This is a genomic window from Enterobacter sp. BIDMC 27, from assembly GCF_000534415.1.
Lineage (GTDB): Bacteria > Pseudomonadota > Gammaproteobacteria > Enterobacterales > Enterobacteriaceae > Enterobacter > Enterobacter hormaechei_C.
The window spans coordinates 2,995,189-3,011,838 of record NZ_KI973178.1 but is presented as its reverse complement, the minus strand read 5'-3'; the positions used below and the strand labels follow the sequence as shown (position 1 = coordinate 3,011,838).

At 56.3% G+C, this 16,650-nt stretch carries 18 protein-coding genes; 13 read left to right on the top strand and 5 right to left on the bottom strand.

What is annotated here, in order from left to right; genetic code table 11:
* Positions 1 to 93: 93 nt before the first annotated feature.
* The 8 genes from L463_RS08410 to clcB all read left to right on the top strand — a co-directional run bounded on the left by L463_RS08410 (position 94) and on the right by clcB (position 8,457).
* Positions 94 to 1,221, top strand: coding sequence for an alpha/beta hydrolase (locus tag L463_RS08410; RefSeq protein WP_032104927.1), 1,128 nt, complete (start codon positions 94 to 96; stop codon positions 1,219 to 1,221).
* A 56-nt stretch (positions 1,222 to 1,277) separates the two neighbouring features.
* Positions 1,278 to 2,462 carry an MFS transporter gene (locus L463_RS08415; protein ID WP_032673206.1) on the top strand — a complete coding sequence of 395 codons (1,185 nt, stop codon included), beginning with the start codon at positions 1,278 to 1,280 and terminating at the stop codon, positions 2,460 to 2,462.
* Between the two features lie 146 nt (positions 2,463 to 2,608).
* Complete coding sequence (locus L463_RS08420; protein WP_032104870.1) at positions 2,609 to 3,358, top strand: YoaK family protein; 750 nt, start codon at positions 2,609 to 2,611, stop codon at positions 3,356 to 3,358.
* A 250-nt stretch (positions 3,359 to 3,608) separates the two neighbouring features.
* Positions 3,609 to 4,319 (top strand): osmoprotectant ABC transporter permease OsmY, encoded by a 711-nt coding sequence (osmY, locus tag L463_RS08425; protein WP_003857442.1) that lies wholly within the window; start codon positions 3,609 to 3,611, stop codon positions 4,317 to 4,319.
* A gap of 18 nt (positions 4,320 to 4,337) precedes the next feature.
* A complete protein-coding gene (osmX, locus tag L463_RS08430) occupies positions 4,338 to 5,237 on the top strand; it encodes an osmoprotectant ABC transporter substrate-binding protein OsmX (RefSeq protein WP_017694085.1) in 900 nt (299 codons plus the stop codon).
* An 8-nt stretch (positions 5,238 to 5,245) separates the two neighbouring features.
* Complete coding sequence (gene osmW / locus L463_RS08435) at positions 5,246 to 5,893, top strand: osmoprotectant ABC transporter permease OsmW (protein WP_006808875.1); 648 nt, start codon at positions 5,246 to 5,248, stop codon at positions 5,891 to 5,893.
* Positions 5,893 to 7,041 carry an osmoprotectant ABC transporter ATP-binding protein OsmV gene (gene osmV / locus L463_RS08440; RefSeq protein WP_023296526.1) on the top strand — a complete coding sequence of 383 codons (1,149 nt, stop codon included), beginning with the start codon at positions 5,893 to 5,895 and terminating at the stop codon, positions 7,039 to 7,041. Before osmW ends, osmV begins: the two co-directional genes overlap by 1 nt.
* Positions 7,042 to 7,146: 105 nt before the next feature.
* Entirely contained in the window at positions 7,147 to 8,457 is a 1,311-nt protein-coding gene (gene clcB, locus L463_RS08445) for a voltage-gated ClC-type chloride channel ClcB (protein WP_032104869.1), read from the top strand.
* Here the strand turns inward: clcB and bioD are convergent.
* The 3 genes from bioD to L463_RS08460 form a co-directional block, all read right to left on the bottom strand.
* Complete coding sequence (gene bioD, locus L463_RS08450) at positions 8,392 to 9,087, bottom strand: dethiobiotin synthase (RefSeq protein ID WP_015570628.1); 696 nt, start codon at positions 9,085 to 9,087, stop codon at positions 8,392 to 8,394. The genes clcB and bioD overlap by 66 nt on opposite strands.
* A 129-nt stretch (positions 9,088 to 9,216) precedes the next feature.
* The gene (gene mlc / locus L463_RS08455) at positions 9,217 to 10,437 is read right to left on the bottom strand and encodes a sugar metabolism global transcriptional regulator Mlc (protein ID WP_003857451.1); all 1,221 of its coding nucleotides are present in this window, start codon (positions 10,435 to 10,437) and stop codon (positions 9,217 to 9,219) included.
* Between the two features lie 121 nt (positions 10,438 to 10,558).
* Positions 10,559 to 11,464 (bottom strand): LysR family transcriptional regulator, encoded by a 906-nt coding sequence (locus tag L463_RS08460; protein WP_015570629.1) that lies wholly within the window; start codon positions 11,462 to 11,464, stop codon positions 10,559 to 10,561.
* A 121-nt stretch (positions 11,465 to 11,585) separates the two neighbouring features.
* Between L463_RS08460 and L463_RS08465 the strand changes: the two genes are divergently transcribed.
* The 5 genes from L463_RS08465 (at position 11,586) to L463_RS08480 (ending at position 15,953) form a co-directional block, all read left to right on the top strand.
* Positions 11,586 to 12,839 carry an MFS transporter gene (locus tag L463_RS08465; RefSeq protein WP_017384556.1) on the top strand — a complete coding sequence of 418 codons (1,254 nt, stop codon included), beginning with the start codon at positions 11,586 to 11,588 and terminating at the stop codon, positions 12,837 to 12,839.
* 74 nt (positions 12,840 to 12,913) lie between these two features.
* Entirely contained in the window at positions 12,914 to 14,398 is a 1,485-nt protein-coding gene (locus L463_RS08470) for a carboxypeptidase M32 (protein ID WP_015570631.1), read from the top strand.
* A gap of 149 nt (positions 14,399 to 14,547) precedes the next feature.
* Positions 14,548 to 14,853 (top strand): acid resistance repetitive basic protein Asr, encoded by a 306-nt coding sequence (asr, locus tag L463_RS08475; protein WP_003857459.1) that lies wholly within the window; start codon positions 14,548 to 14,550, stop codon positions 14,851 to 14,853.
* Between the two features lie 92 nt (positions 14,854 to 14,945).
* Positions 14,946 to 15,029 carry a small membrane protein YdgU gene (locus tag L463_RS24735; protein WP_057979992.1) on the top strand — a complete coding sequence of 28 codons (84 nt, stop codon included), beginning with the start codon at positions 14,946 to 14,948 and terminating at the stop codon, positions 15,027 to 15,029.
* Between the two features lie 102 nt (positions 15,030 to 15,131).
* Entirely contained in the window at positions 15,132 to 15,953 is an 822-nt protein-coding gene (locus L463_RS08480; RefSeq protein ID WP_003857461.1) for a trypsin-like serine peptidase, read from the top strand.
* A gap of 5 nt (positions 15,954 to 15,958) precedes the next feature.
* On the opposite strand, the gene mdtI is transcribed toward L463_RS08480, so the two are convergent.
* Both mdtI and mdtJ read right to left on the bottom strand, forming a co-directional pair.
* Entirely contained in the window at positions 15,959 to 16,288 is a 330-nt protein-coding gene (gene mdtI, locus L463_RS08485; protein WP_003857463.1) for a multidrug/spermidine efflux SMR transporter subunit MdtI, read from the bottom strand.
* Complete coding sequence (gene mdtJ, locus L463_RS08490; RefSeq protein ID WP_015570633.1) at positions 16,275 to 16,637, bottom strand: multidrug/spermidine efflux SMR transporter subunit MdtJ; 363 nt, start codon at positions 16,635 to 16,637, stop codon at positions 16,275 to 16,277. The genes mdtI and mdtJ overlap by 14 nt, the downstream gene beginning before the upstream one ends.
* Positions 16,638 to 16,650 lie beyond the last annotated feature (13 nt).

The following is a 16,650-nucleotide window of genomic DNA, read 5'->3' as shown; positions in this document are numbered from 1 at the left end:
AATATGATATTAATCCTAGCAGCCTTTGGCCTCTAATCAGCACTATTTCTGCTAACTATAATGACCGCATTACAACAACACACGGTACCTCTTATGCAAACATTCACCCAAAAACTGTCCGTTGCGCTGCTGCTATGCGCATCATTAAGTGGAGTGACAACAATGAGTTATGCAGAAACACGAAATCCTGCCGCCCCCGTTTCGATGGTGACAACCTGGGATAAGACCTTCGCCGAGAGCAATAAAGTCGACCACCGCAAGGTGACGTTCGAGAACCGATACGGGATCACCCTGGTCGGCGATCTGTACATTCCCAGGAACAGCGGCGACCAGAAGCTGGCGGCGATTGCCGTCAGTGGACCGTTCGGTGCGGTAAAAGAACAATCCAGTGGTCTTTACGCCCAGACTCTGGCTGAACAGGGGTTCGTGACCCTGGCCTTCGACCCATCCTACACGGGTGAAAGCGGCGGCCAGCCGCGTAACGTTGCCTCCCCTGACATCAACACCGAAGACTTTAGCGCCGCAGTGGATTTCCTCGGATTACAGAAAGAAGTCGACCGTAACCGTATCGGCATTCTCGGGATCTGCGGCTGGGGTGGTATGGCGCTGAACGCGGCATCCATGGATACCCGCGTGAAGGCGGTCGCCACCAGCGTAATGTACGATATGAGCCGCGCGATGGGTCACGGCGTGGCCGACGGGAAAGATCGTTATTCAGCGGCCGATCGCCGGGCCGTGTTGCAGTATCTGAACGCGCAACGCTGGAAAGATGCTGAAAGCGGCACCTTCGCCCATGGCGGCCACGATATTTATGTCGATGAAAACGGTAAGGTAACGGCGGCCGGGCGTATTCTGCCGGAAGCATTGCCCGCCGATCCGCATCCGGTACTGAAAGAATTCTATGATTACTACCGTATGCCGCGCGGCTTCCATGCCCGTTCCGTAAACTCCACCGGCGCATGGACCGCGACCATGCCGTTGTCCTTTATGAATATGCCGCTGCTGAGCTATGCCGGGGAGATCACCATCCCAACGCTGATTGTGACCGGTGAAAACGCGCACTCACGTTATTTTGCGGAAGATGCGTTTAAAGCTGTCGGCAGCAAACAGAAGGAACTGGTGATTGTTCCCGGTGCGAATCACGTTGATCTCTACGATAACGTCGCAGGGAAAATCCCGTTCGCGCAGTTCGGGCAGTTCTTCAAAACCAGTCTGAATTAATTCTCTTAGCCCCGGCAATCACGGGGCTTATCTTCTCTTCTCCGTGAATTACACCTATGTCCACACTGAATCAAACCTCATCCCGTGATGCTGAGCGTGCACACTGGGGCGGTATTTTTGCCATGACCCTGTGCGTTTTTGTCCTCATTGCCTCGGAATTTATGCCCGTCAGTCTGCTCACGCCCCTCGCCAGAGATTTAGGGGTGACAGAGGGGACGGCTGGCCAGGGGATCGCCCTCTCTGGTGCGCTGGCTGTCCTGACCAGCCTTTTTCTTTCCCGGCTTGCCGGGAATATGAATCGCAAACATCTTCTTTCAGGCATGACCGTCCTGATGGCGCTGTCAGGGATCATTATCGCCTTCGCCCCAAACGCTTTGATGTATATGGCAGGCCGGGCGCTGATCGGCATCGCCATCGGCGGTTTCTGGTCGATGTCTGCTGCCACCGCCATTCGGCTGGTGCCTCAGCATCAGGTCTCTCGTGCGCTGGCGATTTTTAACGGCGGCAACGCGCTGGCGACGGTGGTCGCCGCCCCGCTGGGCAGTTATCTCGGCTCGACCATTGGCTGGCGCGGCGCGTTTCTTTGCCTGGTTCCCGTGGCGATTGTGGCGTTCATCTGGCAATATTTTAGCCTGCCCAACATGGGCGGGAACCAGCGGCCGTCGCCACGTAAAAGCGTATTTCGCCTGCTCCACCGGCCTGCGGTTTCGGTGGGTCTGATGGCGTGCGGCCTGTTCTTCATGGGACAGTTTGCGTTATTTACCTATGTGCGCCCCTTCCTCGAAACCGTCACCCACGTCAGTCCTTCCGGCTTATCGCTGATCCTGCTCACTATCGGTATCGCAGGTTTCATCGGCACGCTGATCGTCGCGCTGGTCCTGAATGCCGCGTTTTACCTCACCTTAATGGCCATACCGCTGCTTATGGCACTGATTGCAGGGGTATTAATGCTCACCGGGGACAGCCTGTGGATCGTGGCCCTGCTGTTAGGTTTCTGGGGAATGCTGGCAACTGCGGCCCCTACGGGCTGGTGGACGTGGATCGCCCGTACGTTACCGGAAGATGCCGAGGCTGGCGGCGGGCTAATGGTCGCGGTGATCCAACTCTCCATTGCGCTTGGCTCAACGGCGGGTGGCGTGGTGTTTGATACCTTTGGCTGGCAGAGCACCTTCGCTTTAAGCAGCATATTACTCCTGAGTGCAGGGGTGCTGACTTTTACGACGTCGCGCCATCGGAAATAAGGCATTATATTAACAGGGTTGTTTTATTTAATTACAAAACCTCGCTCACCTCCCGTAGAAATAATAATTAAGCAATATCCTGGTCAGCCAGCGACATCGCTTTGTTAGCTTGAGCATTCAGGCAAAGCTCAAACCGGAGGTATTCTTTGCTGATTAAATTAAAGAAAGAACGAACGCATCAGGAGGATCGTCGTCTTGCCCTCTGGCTGGCGACCTCCGCGGGACTGCTGAATGCCATTGCGCTGGGCGCGTTCGGTTTTTTTCCCTCGCATATGACGGGCAATACCTCGCAGCTATCCAGCGAAGTTTCCTCCACCGATCTCAGCGATATTCTTTTCTTTGGTGCCATTATTCTTTCGTTTGTCTCAGGTGCCATCGCTGCGCGGATTATTGTTATCTGGGGGATTATCCATAACGTAAGGCTGGTATTCAGCCAGGTTCTGTTTGTTGAAGGGCTATTACTGGCCGGGGTATCCCTGTACGAAATGTATTTTCACTCCTTCGCCACGAATCAGGAGATTATTATTTTCCTGTGCGGGTTGATGGGAATTCATAATTCCACCTCCACTCAACTATCCGGCGGTCGGGTGAGATCCACGCACATCACCGGCACGCTGACCGATGCGGGCATTTCGCTGGCCTCCGTTATGGTCGCCATGCTGCGCCGGGATTACTCCAAAGATACGGCCGCGCAAAAGAGTCAGCTCAAAACCCATTTAACTACCCTTTTCTCCTTTATCAGCGGCGGGATCGCGGGGCTGATCCTGTTCAGAGAGTTTGGATTCCACGCGATGCTGGCGCTGGGCCTGTTGCTGGTAATCGTCGCCGCCTTCTCTATCGTCCGCATCTCGTGGCGCGTACGCAAGGTGCGCGCCGCGCTCAGTCGACAGGCATAATCAGCACGCTTTATGTGACGTTGTCACGTAAGGCGTACTTCTTTAAGACTATTCTGCCTGCCCACTGACAGCCCTTATGCCATAAGGCTTCACTCAGGTTGTCACTAATTTCATAGGGTTACTGATTTACCCCCTTCGCTGGAACCCTTCCGTTTCGCTTGCTATAGGTGAAGTACCCCTGCCGAAACATGGCATAACAACAGGCAACCGGTGGTTGCTATAACGCATGCGCACAGGGAGACACACCGCAATGCACCCATTACTTAAACGTTCGCTGCTTTTTGTCGGCGCGATTATCGTGGTTCTCGCTCTCCTCACCTGGGGAATAGGACTGGAAACGATTAAGGCGCGCCAGGTTGACCTGATTTACCTCGGGCAACAGCACCTGATTCTGGTCTTTTCATCCATGTTCTTTGCCCTGCTGGTGGGCATTCCAAGCGGTATTCTGCTGAGCCGTCCGGCCGCGCGTGGTATCGCCGAATATGTGATGCAAATCTTTAACGTGGGCAACACCCTGCCGCCGCTGGCCGTTCTGGCACTGGCGATGGTGGTGATTGGCATCGGTGATAAACCGGCCATTATCGCCCTCTTTCTGGCCTCTCTGCTGCCGATTGTGCGTAACACCTATGCCGGGCTGTGCTCTGTTCCCGCGTCGTTGCTGGAAGCGGCAAACGGTATCGGCATGACCAAATGGCAGCGCCTGCGTCAGGTTGAGATCCCTAACGCGTGGCCGGTGATGCTTTCCGGTATTCGCATTGCCACTGCGATTAACGTCGGTACCGCACCGCTGGCATTCCTGATTGGCGCCAGCAGCTACGGCGAGCTGATTTTCCCGGGGATCTATCTGAATGATTTTCCGACGCTGATCCTGGGCGCGGCGGCCACCGCCCTGTTCGCCCTGATTCTGGATACGCTGCTGGCGGCACTGGGCCGATTACTGAGCCCGCATCTCGCGCGATAATTATAACAAGGAGCTTCTATGAGACTGTTTTCCGGGCTGACGGCGCTATGCGCCGCCGCGCTCTTCACCAGCCAGGCGCTCGCCGCGCCGCTGATCCTGGCCACCAAGAGCTTTACCGAGCAGCACATTCTCTCGGCCATGACCGTGCAGTATCTGCAAAAGAAAGGGTTTCAGGTACAGCCTCAGACCAATATTGCAACGGTGATTTCCCGTAACGCGATGATCAACAAGCAGATTGATATGACCTGGGAGTATACCGGCACCTCGCTGATCATCTTCAACCACATCAACAAACGCATGTCGCCGCAGGAATCGTACGAGACGGTGAAACGCCTCGATGCGAAGCACGGTCTGGTGTGGCTTAAACCTGCCGATATGAACAATACCTATGCCTTTGCCATGCAGCGCAAGCGCGCCGAGGCTGAACATATCAATACCATGTCTGAGATGGTGGCAAAGATTGAGCAGATCCGTAAAACCGATCCGGATAACAACTGGCTGCTGGGCCTTGACCTGGAATTTGCCGGGCGCAGCGACGGGATGAAACCGTTGCAGGCGGCCTACAACATGGAGCTGGACCGCCCGCAGATCCGCCAGATGGATCCGGGCCTGGTCTATAACGCGGTGCGCGACGGGTTTGTCGATGCGGGGTTGATCTACACCACCGACGGGCGCGTAAAGGGCTTCGATCTTAAAGTGCTGGAAGATGATAAAGGCTTCTTCCCGAGTTACGCCGTGACGCCAGTTGTTCGAAAAGACACGCTGGAGGCTAATCCGGGGCTGGAGGAGGCGCTGAACACCCTTTCAGCCCAGCTCAATAACGACGTTATCACCGAACTGAATAAGAAGGTGGATATCGACCATCAGTCACCGCAGCAGGTCGCCCGTGATTTCCTGCGTAGCAAACAGTTGCTGTAGGAGGCGCTATGGAGACGATTCACTATATTCTCGACAACTGGGACTATCTCTTAACCCTGACGCTGCAACACCTGTGGCTGGTGGCGCTCGCCGTGGGCCTGGCGATTATTATTGGCGTGCCGCTGGGCATTTTAATTGTCCGCCATAAATGGCTGGCAACGCCGGTGCTGGGGATTGCCACCATTGTGCTCACCATCCCGTCAATTGCGCTTTTCGGCCTGATGATCCCGCTCTTTTCGCTGATCGGTCAGGGCATTGGCGCCCTGCCCGCGATTACGGCGGTGTTCCTCTATTCGCTGCTGCCGATTGTGCGTAACACCCACACGGCGCTCGACAGCCTGCCGCCGGGCCTGCGTGAAGCGGGACGCGGCATCGGCATGACCTTCTGGCAGCGTCTGCGCTGGGTGGAAATCCCGATGGCGTTGCCGGTGATTTTTGGCGGCATCCGCACCGCCGTGGTGATGAACATCGGCGTCATGGCGATTGCCGCCGTGATCGGCGCGGGCGGGCTGGGCCTGCTGCTGCTTAACGGTATTGGCGGGAGTGATATTCGTATGTTGATTGCGGGCGCGCTGATGATTTGTCTTTTAGCGATTGTGCTCGACTGGTTGCTGCACCGTTTGCAGGTGGTACTGACTCCGAAGGGGATTCGATAATGATAAAACTGGAAAACCTCACCAAACAATTTTCACAGAAACACGGCCAGACGTTTAAGGCCGTCGACAACGTCAACCTGAACGTGCCTGAAGGGGAAATGTGCGTGCTGCTCGGCCCGTCCGGCTGCGGGAAAACCACTACCCTGAAGATGATCAACCGTCTCATTACGCCAAGCAGCGGGACGATCCTGATTAACGGCGAAGACACCAGCGGAATGGACACCGTGACCCTGCGTCGCAACATTGGCTACGTGATCCAGCAAATTGGCCTGTTCCCGAACATGACCATCGAAGAGAACATTACCGTCGTGCCGCGCATGCTGGGCTGGGACAAAGCGCGATGTAAATCCCGCGCCGAAGAGCTGATGGATATGGTGGCAATGGATCCGCATAAATTCCTTCACCGCTATCCGCGCGAAATGTCCGGCGGTCAGCAGCAGCGTATCGGCGTCATCCGCGCGCTGGCAGCGGATCCTCCGGTCCTGCTGATGGATGAACCGTTCGGCGCGGTCGACCCGATTAACCGAGAAGTGATCCAGAACCAGTTCCTGGAGATGCAGCGCAAGCTGAAAAAGACCGTGATGCTGGTGAGCCACGATATTGACGAAGCGCTGAAGCTGGGCGACCGTATTGCCGTCTTCCGTCAGGGACGTATCGTGCAGTGCGCCAGCCCGGACGAGCTGCTGGCGAAACCCGCGAATGAGTTTGTTGGCTCGTTTGTTGGCCAGGACCGGACGTTGAAACGCCTGCTGCTGGTATCGGCGGGCGACGTCACCGACCAGCAGCCTACCATTACGGTACGCGAATCGACGCCGCTGCCGGAGGCCTTCGCCACCATGGATGACAACGATATTCGCGCCATTACCGTGGTTGATGAGCACGGCAAACCGCTCGGCTTTGTGAAGCGCCGCGAAGCGCGTAACGCCAACGGCAGCTGCGGGGATATTCTGCATCCGTTCCGCATGACCGGTAAGGCCGAGGATAACCTGCGCGTGGTGCTTTCTCGCCTGTATGAGAGCAACACCAGCTGGATGCCGATTGTGGACGAGGACGGACGCTATAACGGCGAAATATCCCAGGATTATATTGCGGAATATTTGAGCTCAGGGCGTACGCGCCGGGCGTTGAATATTCATAGCGAGAGTTAAGCATTCAGGCCGGGTACTGCCCGGCCTTTTTCCGCACGCATACCTTTTGCTAACCTCCCGATTTACCGCCACAATATTGTATCGTCCCCGTTAAATCACGACTTCATGCAACGTCTTCACGCTTACCCCGACATCCGCGCGATGTTTCGTCGTCTCCTGATTGCTACCGTCACCGGCGTGCTGGCGGCGCTGGCCGTTGCGGTGTTCCGCCACAGCATGTATCTGCTGAAGTGGCTATTTCTCAGCAACGAAAGCGGAAGTCTGGTGAACGCCGCAGCCGCGTTATCACCCTGGCGGCGGGCGCTGACGCCTGCGCTGGGTGGTCTGGCCGCGGGAATGCTACTGTGGGGATGGCAGCGCATGACGGCACAACGTCCCCACGCCCCCACCGATTATATGGAAGCGCTTGAGACGGGTGACGGCCAGTTTGATTACGGCGCCAGCCTGGTGAAATCCCTCGCGTCGTTGCTGGTGGTCGCCAGCGGCAGCGCCATCGGCCGTGAAGGCGCCATGATCCTGCTCGCCGCCCTCGCCGCCTCCTTTTTTGCACAACGTTGTACGCCGAAATCCGAATGGAAACTGTGGATCGCCTGCGGTGCCGCCGCCGGGATGGCCAGCGCCTATCATGCGCCGCTGGCGGGCAGCCTGTTTATCGCAGAGATCCTGTTTGGCACGCTGATGCTGGCCTCCCTCGGCCCGGTGGTGATTGCTGCTGTAGTGGCCCTGCTGACCACGCGCCTGTTAAGTCCCGGCGCGAATACGCTATATGATGTCCATCTCAGCGAGATGCTTACGGCGGTGGATTATTTCCTGATCGTTGGCGTGGGTCTGCTGGCTGGCGTTTGCGGCCCGCTGCTGATGTGGCTGATGGCGGCCAGCCACAGGCTGTTTCTGCGTCTCAAACTTTCACCGCCGTGGCAGCTGGCGCTGGGTGGTCTGATCGTCGGGCTGCTGTCGCTGCTGACGCCGAAGGTATGGGGGAATGGCTATAGCGTGGTTCAGGCGTTTTTGCAGTCGCCGCCGCTGCTGTCGGTGATTGCTGGCGTCTTTATTTGCAAACTGCTGGCGGTGCTGGCAAGCAGCGGGTCCGGCGCGCCGGGAGGCGTGTTCACGCCAACCTTGTTTGTCGGTATGGCAACGGGAATGCTGTTTGCGCAGATCTTTGCGCTGTGGTTTCCTGGCTCTGAGACGGCGATCCTGCTCGGGCTAGCGGGTATGGCGACGCTGCTCGCCGCCACAACGCATGCGCCAATCATGTCGGCCTTGATGGTATGTGAGATGACCGGGCAGTATTTTTTACTTCCCGGTTTGCTGGTTGCCTGTGTTGTGGCGTCGGTATTGTCGAGAACGCTACGCCACGACTCGATCTACGGCCAGCATACCGCCGAAAGCCGAGAGATCGATGTAGTGCGCTAATTCGCGCTGCTCGGCGCGGGGCAGATAAGGCAGTTCGCCCACCAGCGGGCCAGGCAGCTTTTTGCTCAGCACATCGATGATTTCAGCGTAGTGCGCAAGGCCCGGGTTAATACGGTTCGCCACCCAACCAATCAGCGGCAGGCCGTCATTAGCGATAGCCTGCGCCGTCAGCAAGGCATGGTTGATGCACCCTTCCTGAATGCCCACGACCATAATCACCGGCAACTGCTCCTGCACCACCCATTCGGAAAGGGGACGTAAATCGTTCATCAGGCTGCGCCAGCCGCCGGTCCCTTCAACGACAACGTGGTCAACCTTTTCACTCAGATTTGCCAGGCCATCAGAAAGCAGGCTGTAGTTGATAAGCCCACTGTGAGCGACGCTGCTTTCCTCTTCGCTTAAGGCGATAGGATTAACGGCATCATAAGGCAGTTCCAGAGACGAGACGCTTTGCAGAACCAGGGCATCCTTATTGCGCAGCCCTTCTGGCGTCTCTTTACTGCCTTTTGCAACCGGCTTGTATCCTGCAACGCGTTTACCGCTTGCCGCCAGGGCCTGAAGTAACGCGCGGGATACGACTGTCTTCCCGACAGACGTATCCGTACCAGTAATAAAGAAACGCTTAAGCATGACTCATTCCACCTCTTGGGTATGCTTCAAAATATAAACCAGGTAAATAATTCAGTGGGGAAAGTCTACGGGATGCGTGCGCTACCGGGCTTGAGATAGCGCAATTTTTCGTACATCTCTGGAAAAGAGTTAGCCCTGTAGCAAACGAATCAGTAACGAGCCGTTGTACATCGCATCTTTTACCAGCGCGGCGCCGGCCATCGTACCCTGGTTGGAAAATTGCGTACTCTCGACCACGATGTTTTTACTGTACGCGGGAAGCGCCTGCTGATTGATGCAGGCGGAAATCGCCGGAAAGAGGATATCCGCCGCCTGACTGAGCGGGGAGCCGATCAGTATTTTTTGCGGGTTAAACAGGTTCACCATAATGGCCAGAATGCGCCCGACATTATTGCCCACGCCGGTAATAATGTCCTTCGCCAGCAGATCGCCCTGCCTTGCCGCAGCGCACAGTGCCTCGACGCTTAACGGTTGACCGTGCAGCGTGGAGCTCATCGACTGGCTGAGCCGCACCTGCGCCAGCTCCAGCACGCTTTCGACGCTGGCAATCGTCTCCAGACAGCCATGGTTACCGCAGTAGCAGCGTTTTCCGTACGGATCGACCTGCGTATGGCCGATCTCCACCAGGCTACTGCTGCCAGCATGCAACAGACGCCCGTCGGTGATCACACCTGCGCCAACGTTATGATCAATCACCACCTGAATTACGTCGCGTGCGCCCCGGGAGGCACCAAACAATGCCTCCGCCATCGTCCAGGCGCTGATATCATGCTGAATGTAGACCGGCACACCGGTGTGGTTTTCCAGCACGTCGCCCAGCGGCATCTCTTTGACGTTTTCATAAAACGGCATGCGGTGAACAATGCCATTTTCGGTATCAATAATTCCCGGCAGGGTGATCGCAATCGCCGTTAAACGTTCAAGACGCTGCTGGTGACGAATAAAGAACTGGTCGATGTGGGTCAGAATGGCATCGAGAAGTGGTTGCTCTGCATTAAGCGGGAGTTCCAGCCGGTCCTCCACCACCAGCTTGCTGCTGAGGTCGCGCAGCGCGAGGAAGATTTCCCCGCGGCTAATCCGCAGCGACAGGTAGTGCCAGGCTTCCGTTTCCACCACCAGCCCTACCGCCGGACGGCCACGGCTGCCCGGCTCCTGAATTTCTGTTTCCTGAACCAGATGGGCTTCCAGCATTTCGCGGACAATCTTGGTAATACTGGCGGGTGCCAGTTGTGCCAGGCGCGAAAGATCGATACGCGAAACCGGACCAAGCTGATCAATCAGGCGATAAACGGCACCCGCGTTGGTCTGCTTGATCTGATCGATATGCCCTGGCTGACTATCAGCAACCACCTCGTACTCCCTTATTTTCGAGCTTCGAAATAAACTGAGGGCTATGGTGAAGCACTTCAATGGCTGACGTCAAATTTTTACTTAGCCATGTGATTTACTGCACATTTTCGCCCACTTTTCCCTATAAATAATGCCCGCGAGAAGCGGTAATTAATTGTTCTTTGAAACGCTGTGCCGCATGGCTCTGTTCATGATGTTTAGACCACACCAGCCACATCTCTGAGACTGCATCCTGCTCGGCTATCTTCACCCAGCGCATTTCCGCCAGTTGTACCCGTTTAAATGAGGCCGGGAGAATCGACACGCCAAGCCCTGCGGCAACGAGACCAATGATCGTCATGGCTTCCCCCACCTCCTGCGCGATAGTCGGGACAAGGCCATATCGCCGCATCAGACCAAGAATATCGTCATACAACCCGGTACCCACCTGTGGGTCAAAAAAGACAAACGGCTCTTTCGCCAGTTCAGCCAGCGAGACGCTGTGCTGCGCGGCGAGCGGATGATCCCGGGGGATCATCGCCATCAGCGGTTCGCGGAGGATCACCTGCCACGCCAGGGTATCAGGCAACTGCGTGTTACGCATCAGCCCCAGGTCGAGCGATCCTTCGTTAAGCGGCGATATCTGCTCCCGGGTATTTATTTCGCGCGTCTGAATATGCACATCCGGAAAGTTACGGCGAAACGAGGATAGCGTTTGTGAAACAGCGCTGATAAAGGGGGCCGATGAGGTAAACCCGATGCGCAGCTCCCCCGTCTCCCCAAGATAAAGCCGTTCCGCTCTGGCGGCGGCGTCCTCCACCATACTCAGGATCTGCCGGCTATCGGCGAGAAACTGTTTTCCCGCCGCCGTCAGGCTCACGCTGCGGTTGGTTCGCGCCAGCAGACGCGCCCCGACCTGCTGCTCCAGGATCTGGATCTGCTGGCTTAGCGGTGGCTGAGAGATATTCAGCCTTGCCGCCGCACGACCAAAATGCAGCTCTTCGGCGACGGCGACAAAATAGCGCAGATGGCGCAGCTCGATATTCATATTTTTAAAGTATCATTTGAGATTATTAATATATTAGACAGAATATTTACATTTTCCTACCCTAATCTTGTGGTCATACCCGTCACCAGAAACCACGGGGATGTTTAAGCAAGGATTATGTGTGAGCCGTACAACGACCGTTGATATCGCGCCGGCCAGCGACATTGATGATTTACCCGCAGCACCGCAGCCGGTTCAGTTTATTAAACGTGGTACCCCCCAGTTTATGCGCGTCACGCTGGCGCTCTTCTCAGCGGGTCTCGCCACTTTTGCCCTGCTCTACTGCGTTCAGCCGATCCTGCCGGTCCTGTCGCATGAATTTGGCGTGTCGCCAGCCAGCAGCAGTATTTCGCTCTCCATTTCCACCGGGATGCTGGCGATCGGTCTGCTGTTCACTGGGCCACTTTCGGATGCCATCGGGCGTAAGCAGGTCATGGTAACGGCGTTAATGCTGGCCTCCGTGTGTACCTTGCTGTCCACCATGATGACCAGCTGGCACGGCATTCTGGTCATGCGCGCGCTGATTGGGTTATCCCTGAGCGGCGTTGCGGCGGTCGGGATGACCTATCTCAGCGAGGAGATCCACCCGAGCTTCGTGGCCTTCTCCATGGGGCTGTACATTAGCGGGAACTCTATCGGCGGGATGAGCGGACGCCTGCTCAGCGGTGTGTTTACTGATTTCTTTAACTGGCGCATTGCGCTGGCCGTTATCGGCTGCTTCGCCCTCGCTTCGGCGCTGATGTTCTGGAAAATCCTGCCGGAATCGCGCCATTTCCGCCCGACCTCCCTGCGTCCGAAAACGTTATTTATCAACTTTCGTCTGCACTGGCGCGATCAAGGGCTGCCCCGTTTGTTCCTGACCGGTTTCCTGCTGATGGGCTCGTTCGTGACGCTGTTCAACTACATTGGCTATCGTCTGATGCTTTCACCGTGGCATCTTAGCCAGGCATTGGTGGGTTTGCTCTCGGTGGCGTATCTCACCGGGACATGGAGTTCGCCAAAAGCGGGCGCCATGACCGCGCGCTTCGGCCGTGGTCCGGTGATGCTGGTTTCCACCGCCGTAATGCTGTTCGGACTGCTGATGACGCTTTTCTCTTCCCTGTGGCTGATTTTTGCCGGAATGCTGCTCTTCTCTGCGGGCTTCTTTGCCGCGCATTCCGTTGCCAGCAGCTGGATTGGCCCGCGCGCGCGCCGCGCCAAAGGTCAGGCTTCGTCACTGTATCTGTTCAGTTACTATCTTGGTTCCAGCATAGCCGGTACGCTCGGCGGGGTGTTCTGGCACAACTACGGCTGGAACGGCGTGGGCGGATTTATCGCGCTGATGCTGTGCGCTGCGCTGCTGGTGGGCGCGAGCCTGCATAAACGACTGCATTAACATTCAGCCCTCTTCGTGTTTAAATCGAGCCGATGCTAATTTTTGTCATCGGCTGATTCAGACACGAGGACTTCATGAAAAACAATAATTATCAACAACTCACCCGCACCTTCCAGCGCCTCTCCCGCTTCTCGCACCTCTCCTCCATCGCCAGCTGGGACATGTTCACCATGATGCCGCCAGGCGGCAGCGCCGCGCGCGGTGAAGCGCTGGCGGAGATGAGCGTCCTGCAACATCAGATCCTGACCGATAAAAAAGTGGGTGAATGGCTGGCGGCGGCGGCAGACGAAGATCTGAACGACGTTGAGCAAGCCAACCTGCGTGAAATGACACGCCACTACCAGCAGGCCACTTTACTGCCGGAATCGCTGGTGGAGGCCAAATCGCTGGCGGGCAGCAGGTGTGAACACGCGTGGCGCACTCAGCGTCCGGCCAACGACTGGCAGGGCTTTTCAGCCAACCTGAAAGAGGTGGTGAAACTCAGTCGTGAAGAGGCCCGCCTGCGCGCTGAGGCTAAAGGCTGCACGCCTTACGACGCGCTGCTGGATATCTTTGAACCCGACATGACCAGCGCTCGCCTGGATGTGCTGTTCGGCGATCTGAAGTCCTGGCTGCCGGAGCTGCTGGCAAAGGTTGTGGAAAAACAGGCTCAACGATCGTTCGTTCCGCCACAGGGTCCCTTCCCGACCGCCACGCAGCGCGAGCTGGGCCTGGAAGCGATGAAAATGCTTGGCTTCGATTTTAACGGCGGTCGTCTGGACGTTAGCGCCCACCCGTTCTGCGGCGGCGTGCCGGAAGATGTGCGTATCACCACGCGTTACGATGAAGATGAACTGCTCAGCGCGCTTTTCGGCGTGATCCACGAAACCGGACATGCCCGCTACGAGCAAAACCTTCCGCGAGCGTGGGCCGGCCAGCCCGTTGCGCTGGCGCGTTCTACGGCGATCCATGAATCCCAGAGCTTGTTCTTTGAAATGCAGCTGGGCCGCAGCGACGCTTTCCTGAAGCATCTGCTTCCGGCGGTTCATGCCCGTTTCGGTAGCCAGGCGGCATTCAGCGAAGAGAATTTTATTGCCTGGAACCAGCGCGTGAAGCCGGGCTACATCCGCGTTGATGCGGATGAAGTGAGCTATCCGGCGCATGTGGTGCTGCGCTATGAGATCGAGCGCGCGCTAATCAATGGCGAAATTGAAGTCGATGATATTCCCGCGTTATGGGATGAGAAAATGCAGGCCTGGCTTGGGTTATCCACCAAAGATAACTACCGCAACGGCTGTATGCAGGATATCCACTGGACCGACGGCGGTTTTGGCTACTTCCCGTCTTACACGCTGGGGGCAATGTATGCGGCACAGCTGTTCCATGCCGCCAAAACTGCGCTGCCCGGGTTGCAGGCATCCATTGCCGGGGGCGATTTCTCGGCGCTGTTTGACTGGCTGCGTCAGAATATCTGGCAGCACGGCAGCCGTTTCAGCACGTCGCAGCTCATCACCCAGGCCACGGGTGAAGATCTGAATATCCGCTACTTCCGCGAACACCTGACGTCCCGCTACCTGTAACCGAACGCGCCGGGGGTCCACCCTGGCGTTGTACATATGGTTACACGCCGATACCAATCACTCACGGAAACCCCGAATTTACAGGGATATAGTTATTTCAACGGCCCCGCAGTGGGGTTAAATGAGAAACCAAATTCGAGGGTATGAAAATGAAAAAAGTATTAGCTCTGGTTGTTGCCGCTGCTATGGGTCTGTCTTCCGCTGCATTCGCGGCTGAAACTACCGCCACCGCAGCGCCTGCGGCATCCACCGCTGCTCCGGCCAAAACGGTTCACCATAAAAAACATCACAAAGCGGCTAAACCAGCGGCAGAACAAAAAGCGCAGGCCGCGAAAAAGCACCATAAAAAAGCGGCAAAACCTGCGGTAGAGCAGAAAGCCCAGGCGGCTAAAAAACATCACAAAAAAGCGGCAAAACACGAAGCGGCTAAACCTGCTGCACAGCCAGCAGCGTAAGAGTACAAGCTTAACCGTGCCCTTCGGGGCACGTTGGTAAACCGGCGCTGAACGGGTTTGCGGTCAGCGCCGTTTTTTTATCCGGAGGGCGTATGCTGCGGCGCTATCGGTTTGAGTTCATTCTTATCCTGCTAATTTTATGCGCGCTCATCGCCAGCCACTTTTATCTTTCCTGAATGTAGCACGCTGATTTTACTCCCACTTTCTCGCCGTCGCGTCTATAGTATTTTCATAGGGTTCACTTTTAATAATCATAATTACCCCCACCAGAGTGTGATATGCGTAAATCTGTTGTGTTGTTACTGGGAACGTTTAGCCTTTTTGCTGGCTTTTCACATGCGGATGATGGCGACGATGACGCCATTAGCGCCAAAGAGGTAAAGACGCTGTTTTTTGGTCATGACGATCGTACGCGTGTCACCGATCCTACCGAATCGCCCTGGGATGCCATCGGGCAACTGGAAACCGCCAGCGGCAATTTATGTACCGCAACCCTCATTACGCCACGCCTTGCGCTGACGGCGGGTCATTGCCTGTTAATGCCGCCTGAAGGCAAACCGGATAAAGCGATCGCCCTGCGCTTTGTGTCGCAAAAAGGAATATGGCGCTACGAAATTCACGGTATTGAGGGGCGAGTGGATCCGTCGCTTGGCAAACGCCTGAAACCGGATGGCGATGGCTGGATTGTGCCGCCCGGGGCGGCCTCCTGGGATTTCGGGCTGATCGTTTTACGTTATCCGCCGTCCGGGATCACCCCGCTGCCGCTCTTTGATGGCGATAAGGCCGCGCTCACCGCCGCCCTGAAAGCCGCCGATCGAAAAGTGACGCAATCAGGTTATCCTGTTGATCACCTCGATTCGCTGTACACCCATACGGACTGCGTGGTGACGGGTTGGGCGCAAAACAGCGTACTGTCGCATCAGTGCGATACGCTACCGGGTGATAGCGGATCGCCCCTGATGTTAAAAACCGATAACGGCTGGCAGCTGATTGGCGTTCAGAGTTCTGCGCCAGCGGCGAAAGACCGCTGGCGCGCCGATAACCGGGCGTTGTCGGTGACCGGTTTTCGCGACCGGCTGGAAGCCCTGGCGCAGCAGTAGGTCACTCAGGCCAGTTTAATCATGATCATGCCGGCGAGCAGTAATACCAGCCCTATCCAGCCTTTATTGTTTAAACGCTGCCCGAACATAATCCAGCCTGCCGCCAGGGTGGCGGCAATACCGAAGCCCCCCCACAGCGCATAGGCCACGGACAGATCGATGCCTTTCACCGCCTGTGACAGGGCGCTAAACGCCCCCAGAACCGCGGCAATCGATAACAGGCCGTAGGCTTTACGACGAAAACCGTCGGAGAACTTCAGAAAGACGTTGGCAATAATTTCCAGAACGATGGCGAAAGCCAGCCAGGCCGCGTGGATCCATTCAAACTGCTGCATGGGTCTGCTCCTTCTGCTGTTTTGCCGGTTTGCGTGTACCCGATTTAATCAGCACGATACCTGCGACCAGGGTCGTCAGCCCGGCAATTTTCATTGTCGTCAGGGTTTCATCAAATAACATGACGCTAAACAGCGTAATCAATAAAATACCAATACCTTCCCACAATGCGTATGCCACGCCCAGCGCGATTTTTTTAACCGCAAAAGAGAGGAAAATATAGGAAAGCGTAATCATGACCAGCATCAAAATAAAACCGGTGCTGCCATCACTCACGCTTGCCCATTTCATCGACAAGGTGCCGGTAATTTCAGCGACGATCGCCAGAGCTAATAAAATCCAGTAAAACATGTTTTTTCTCCTG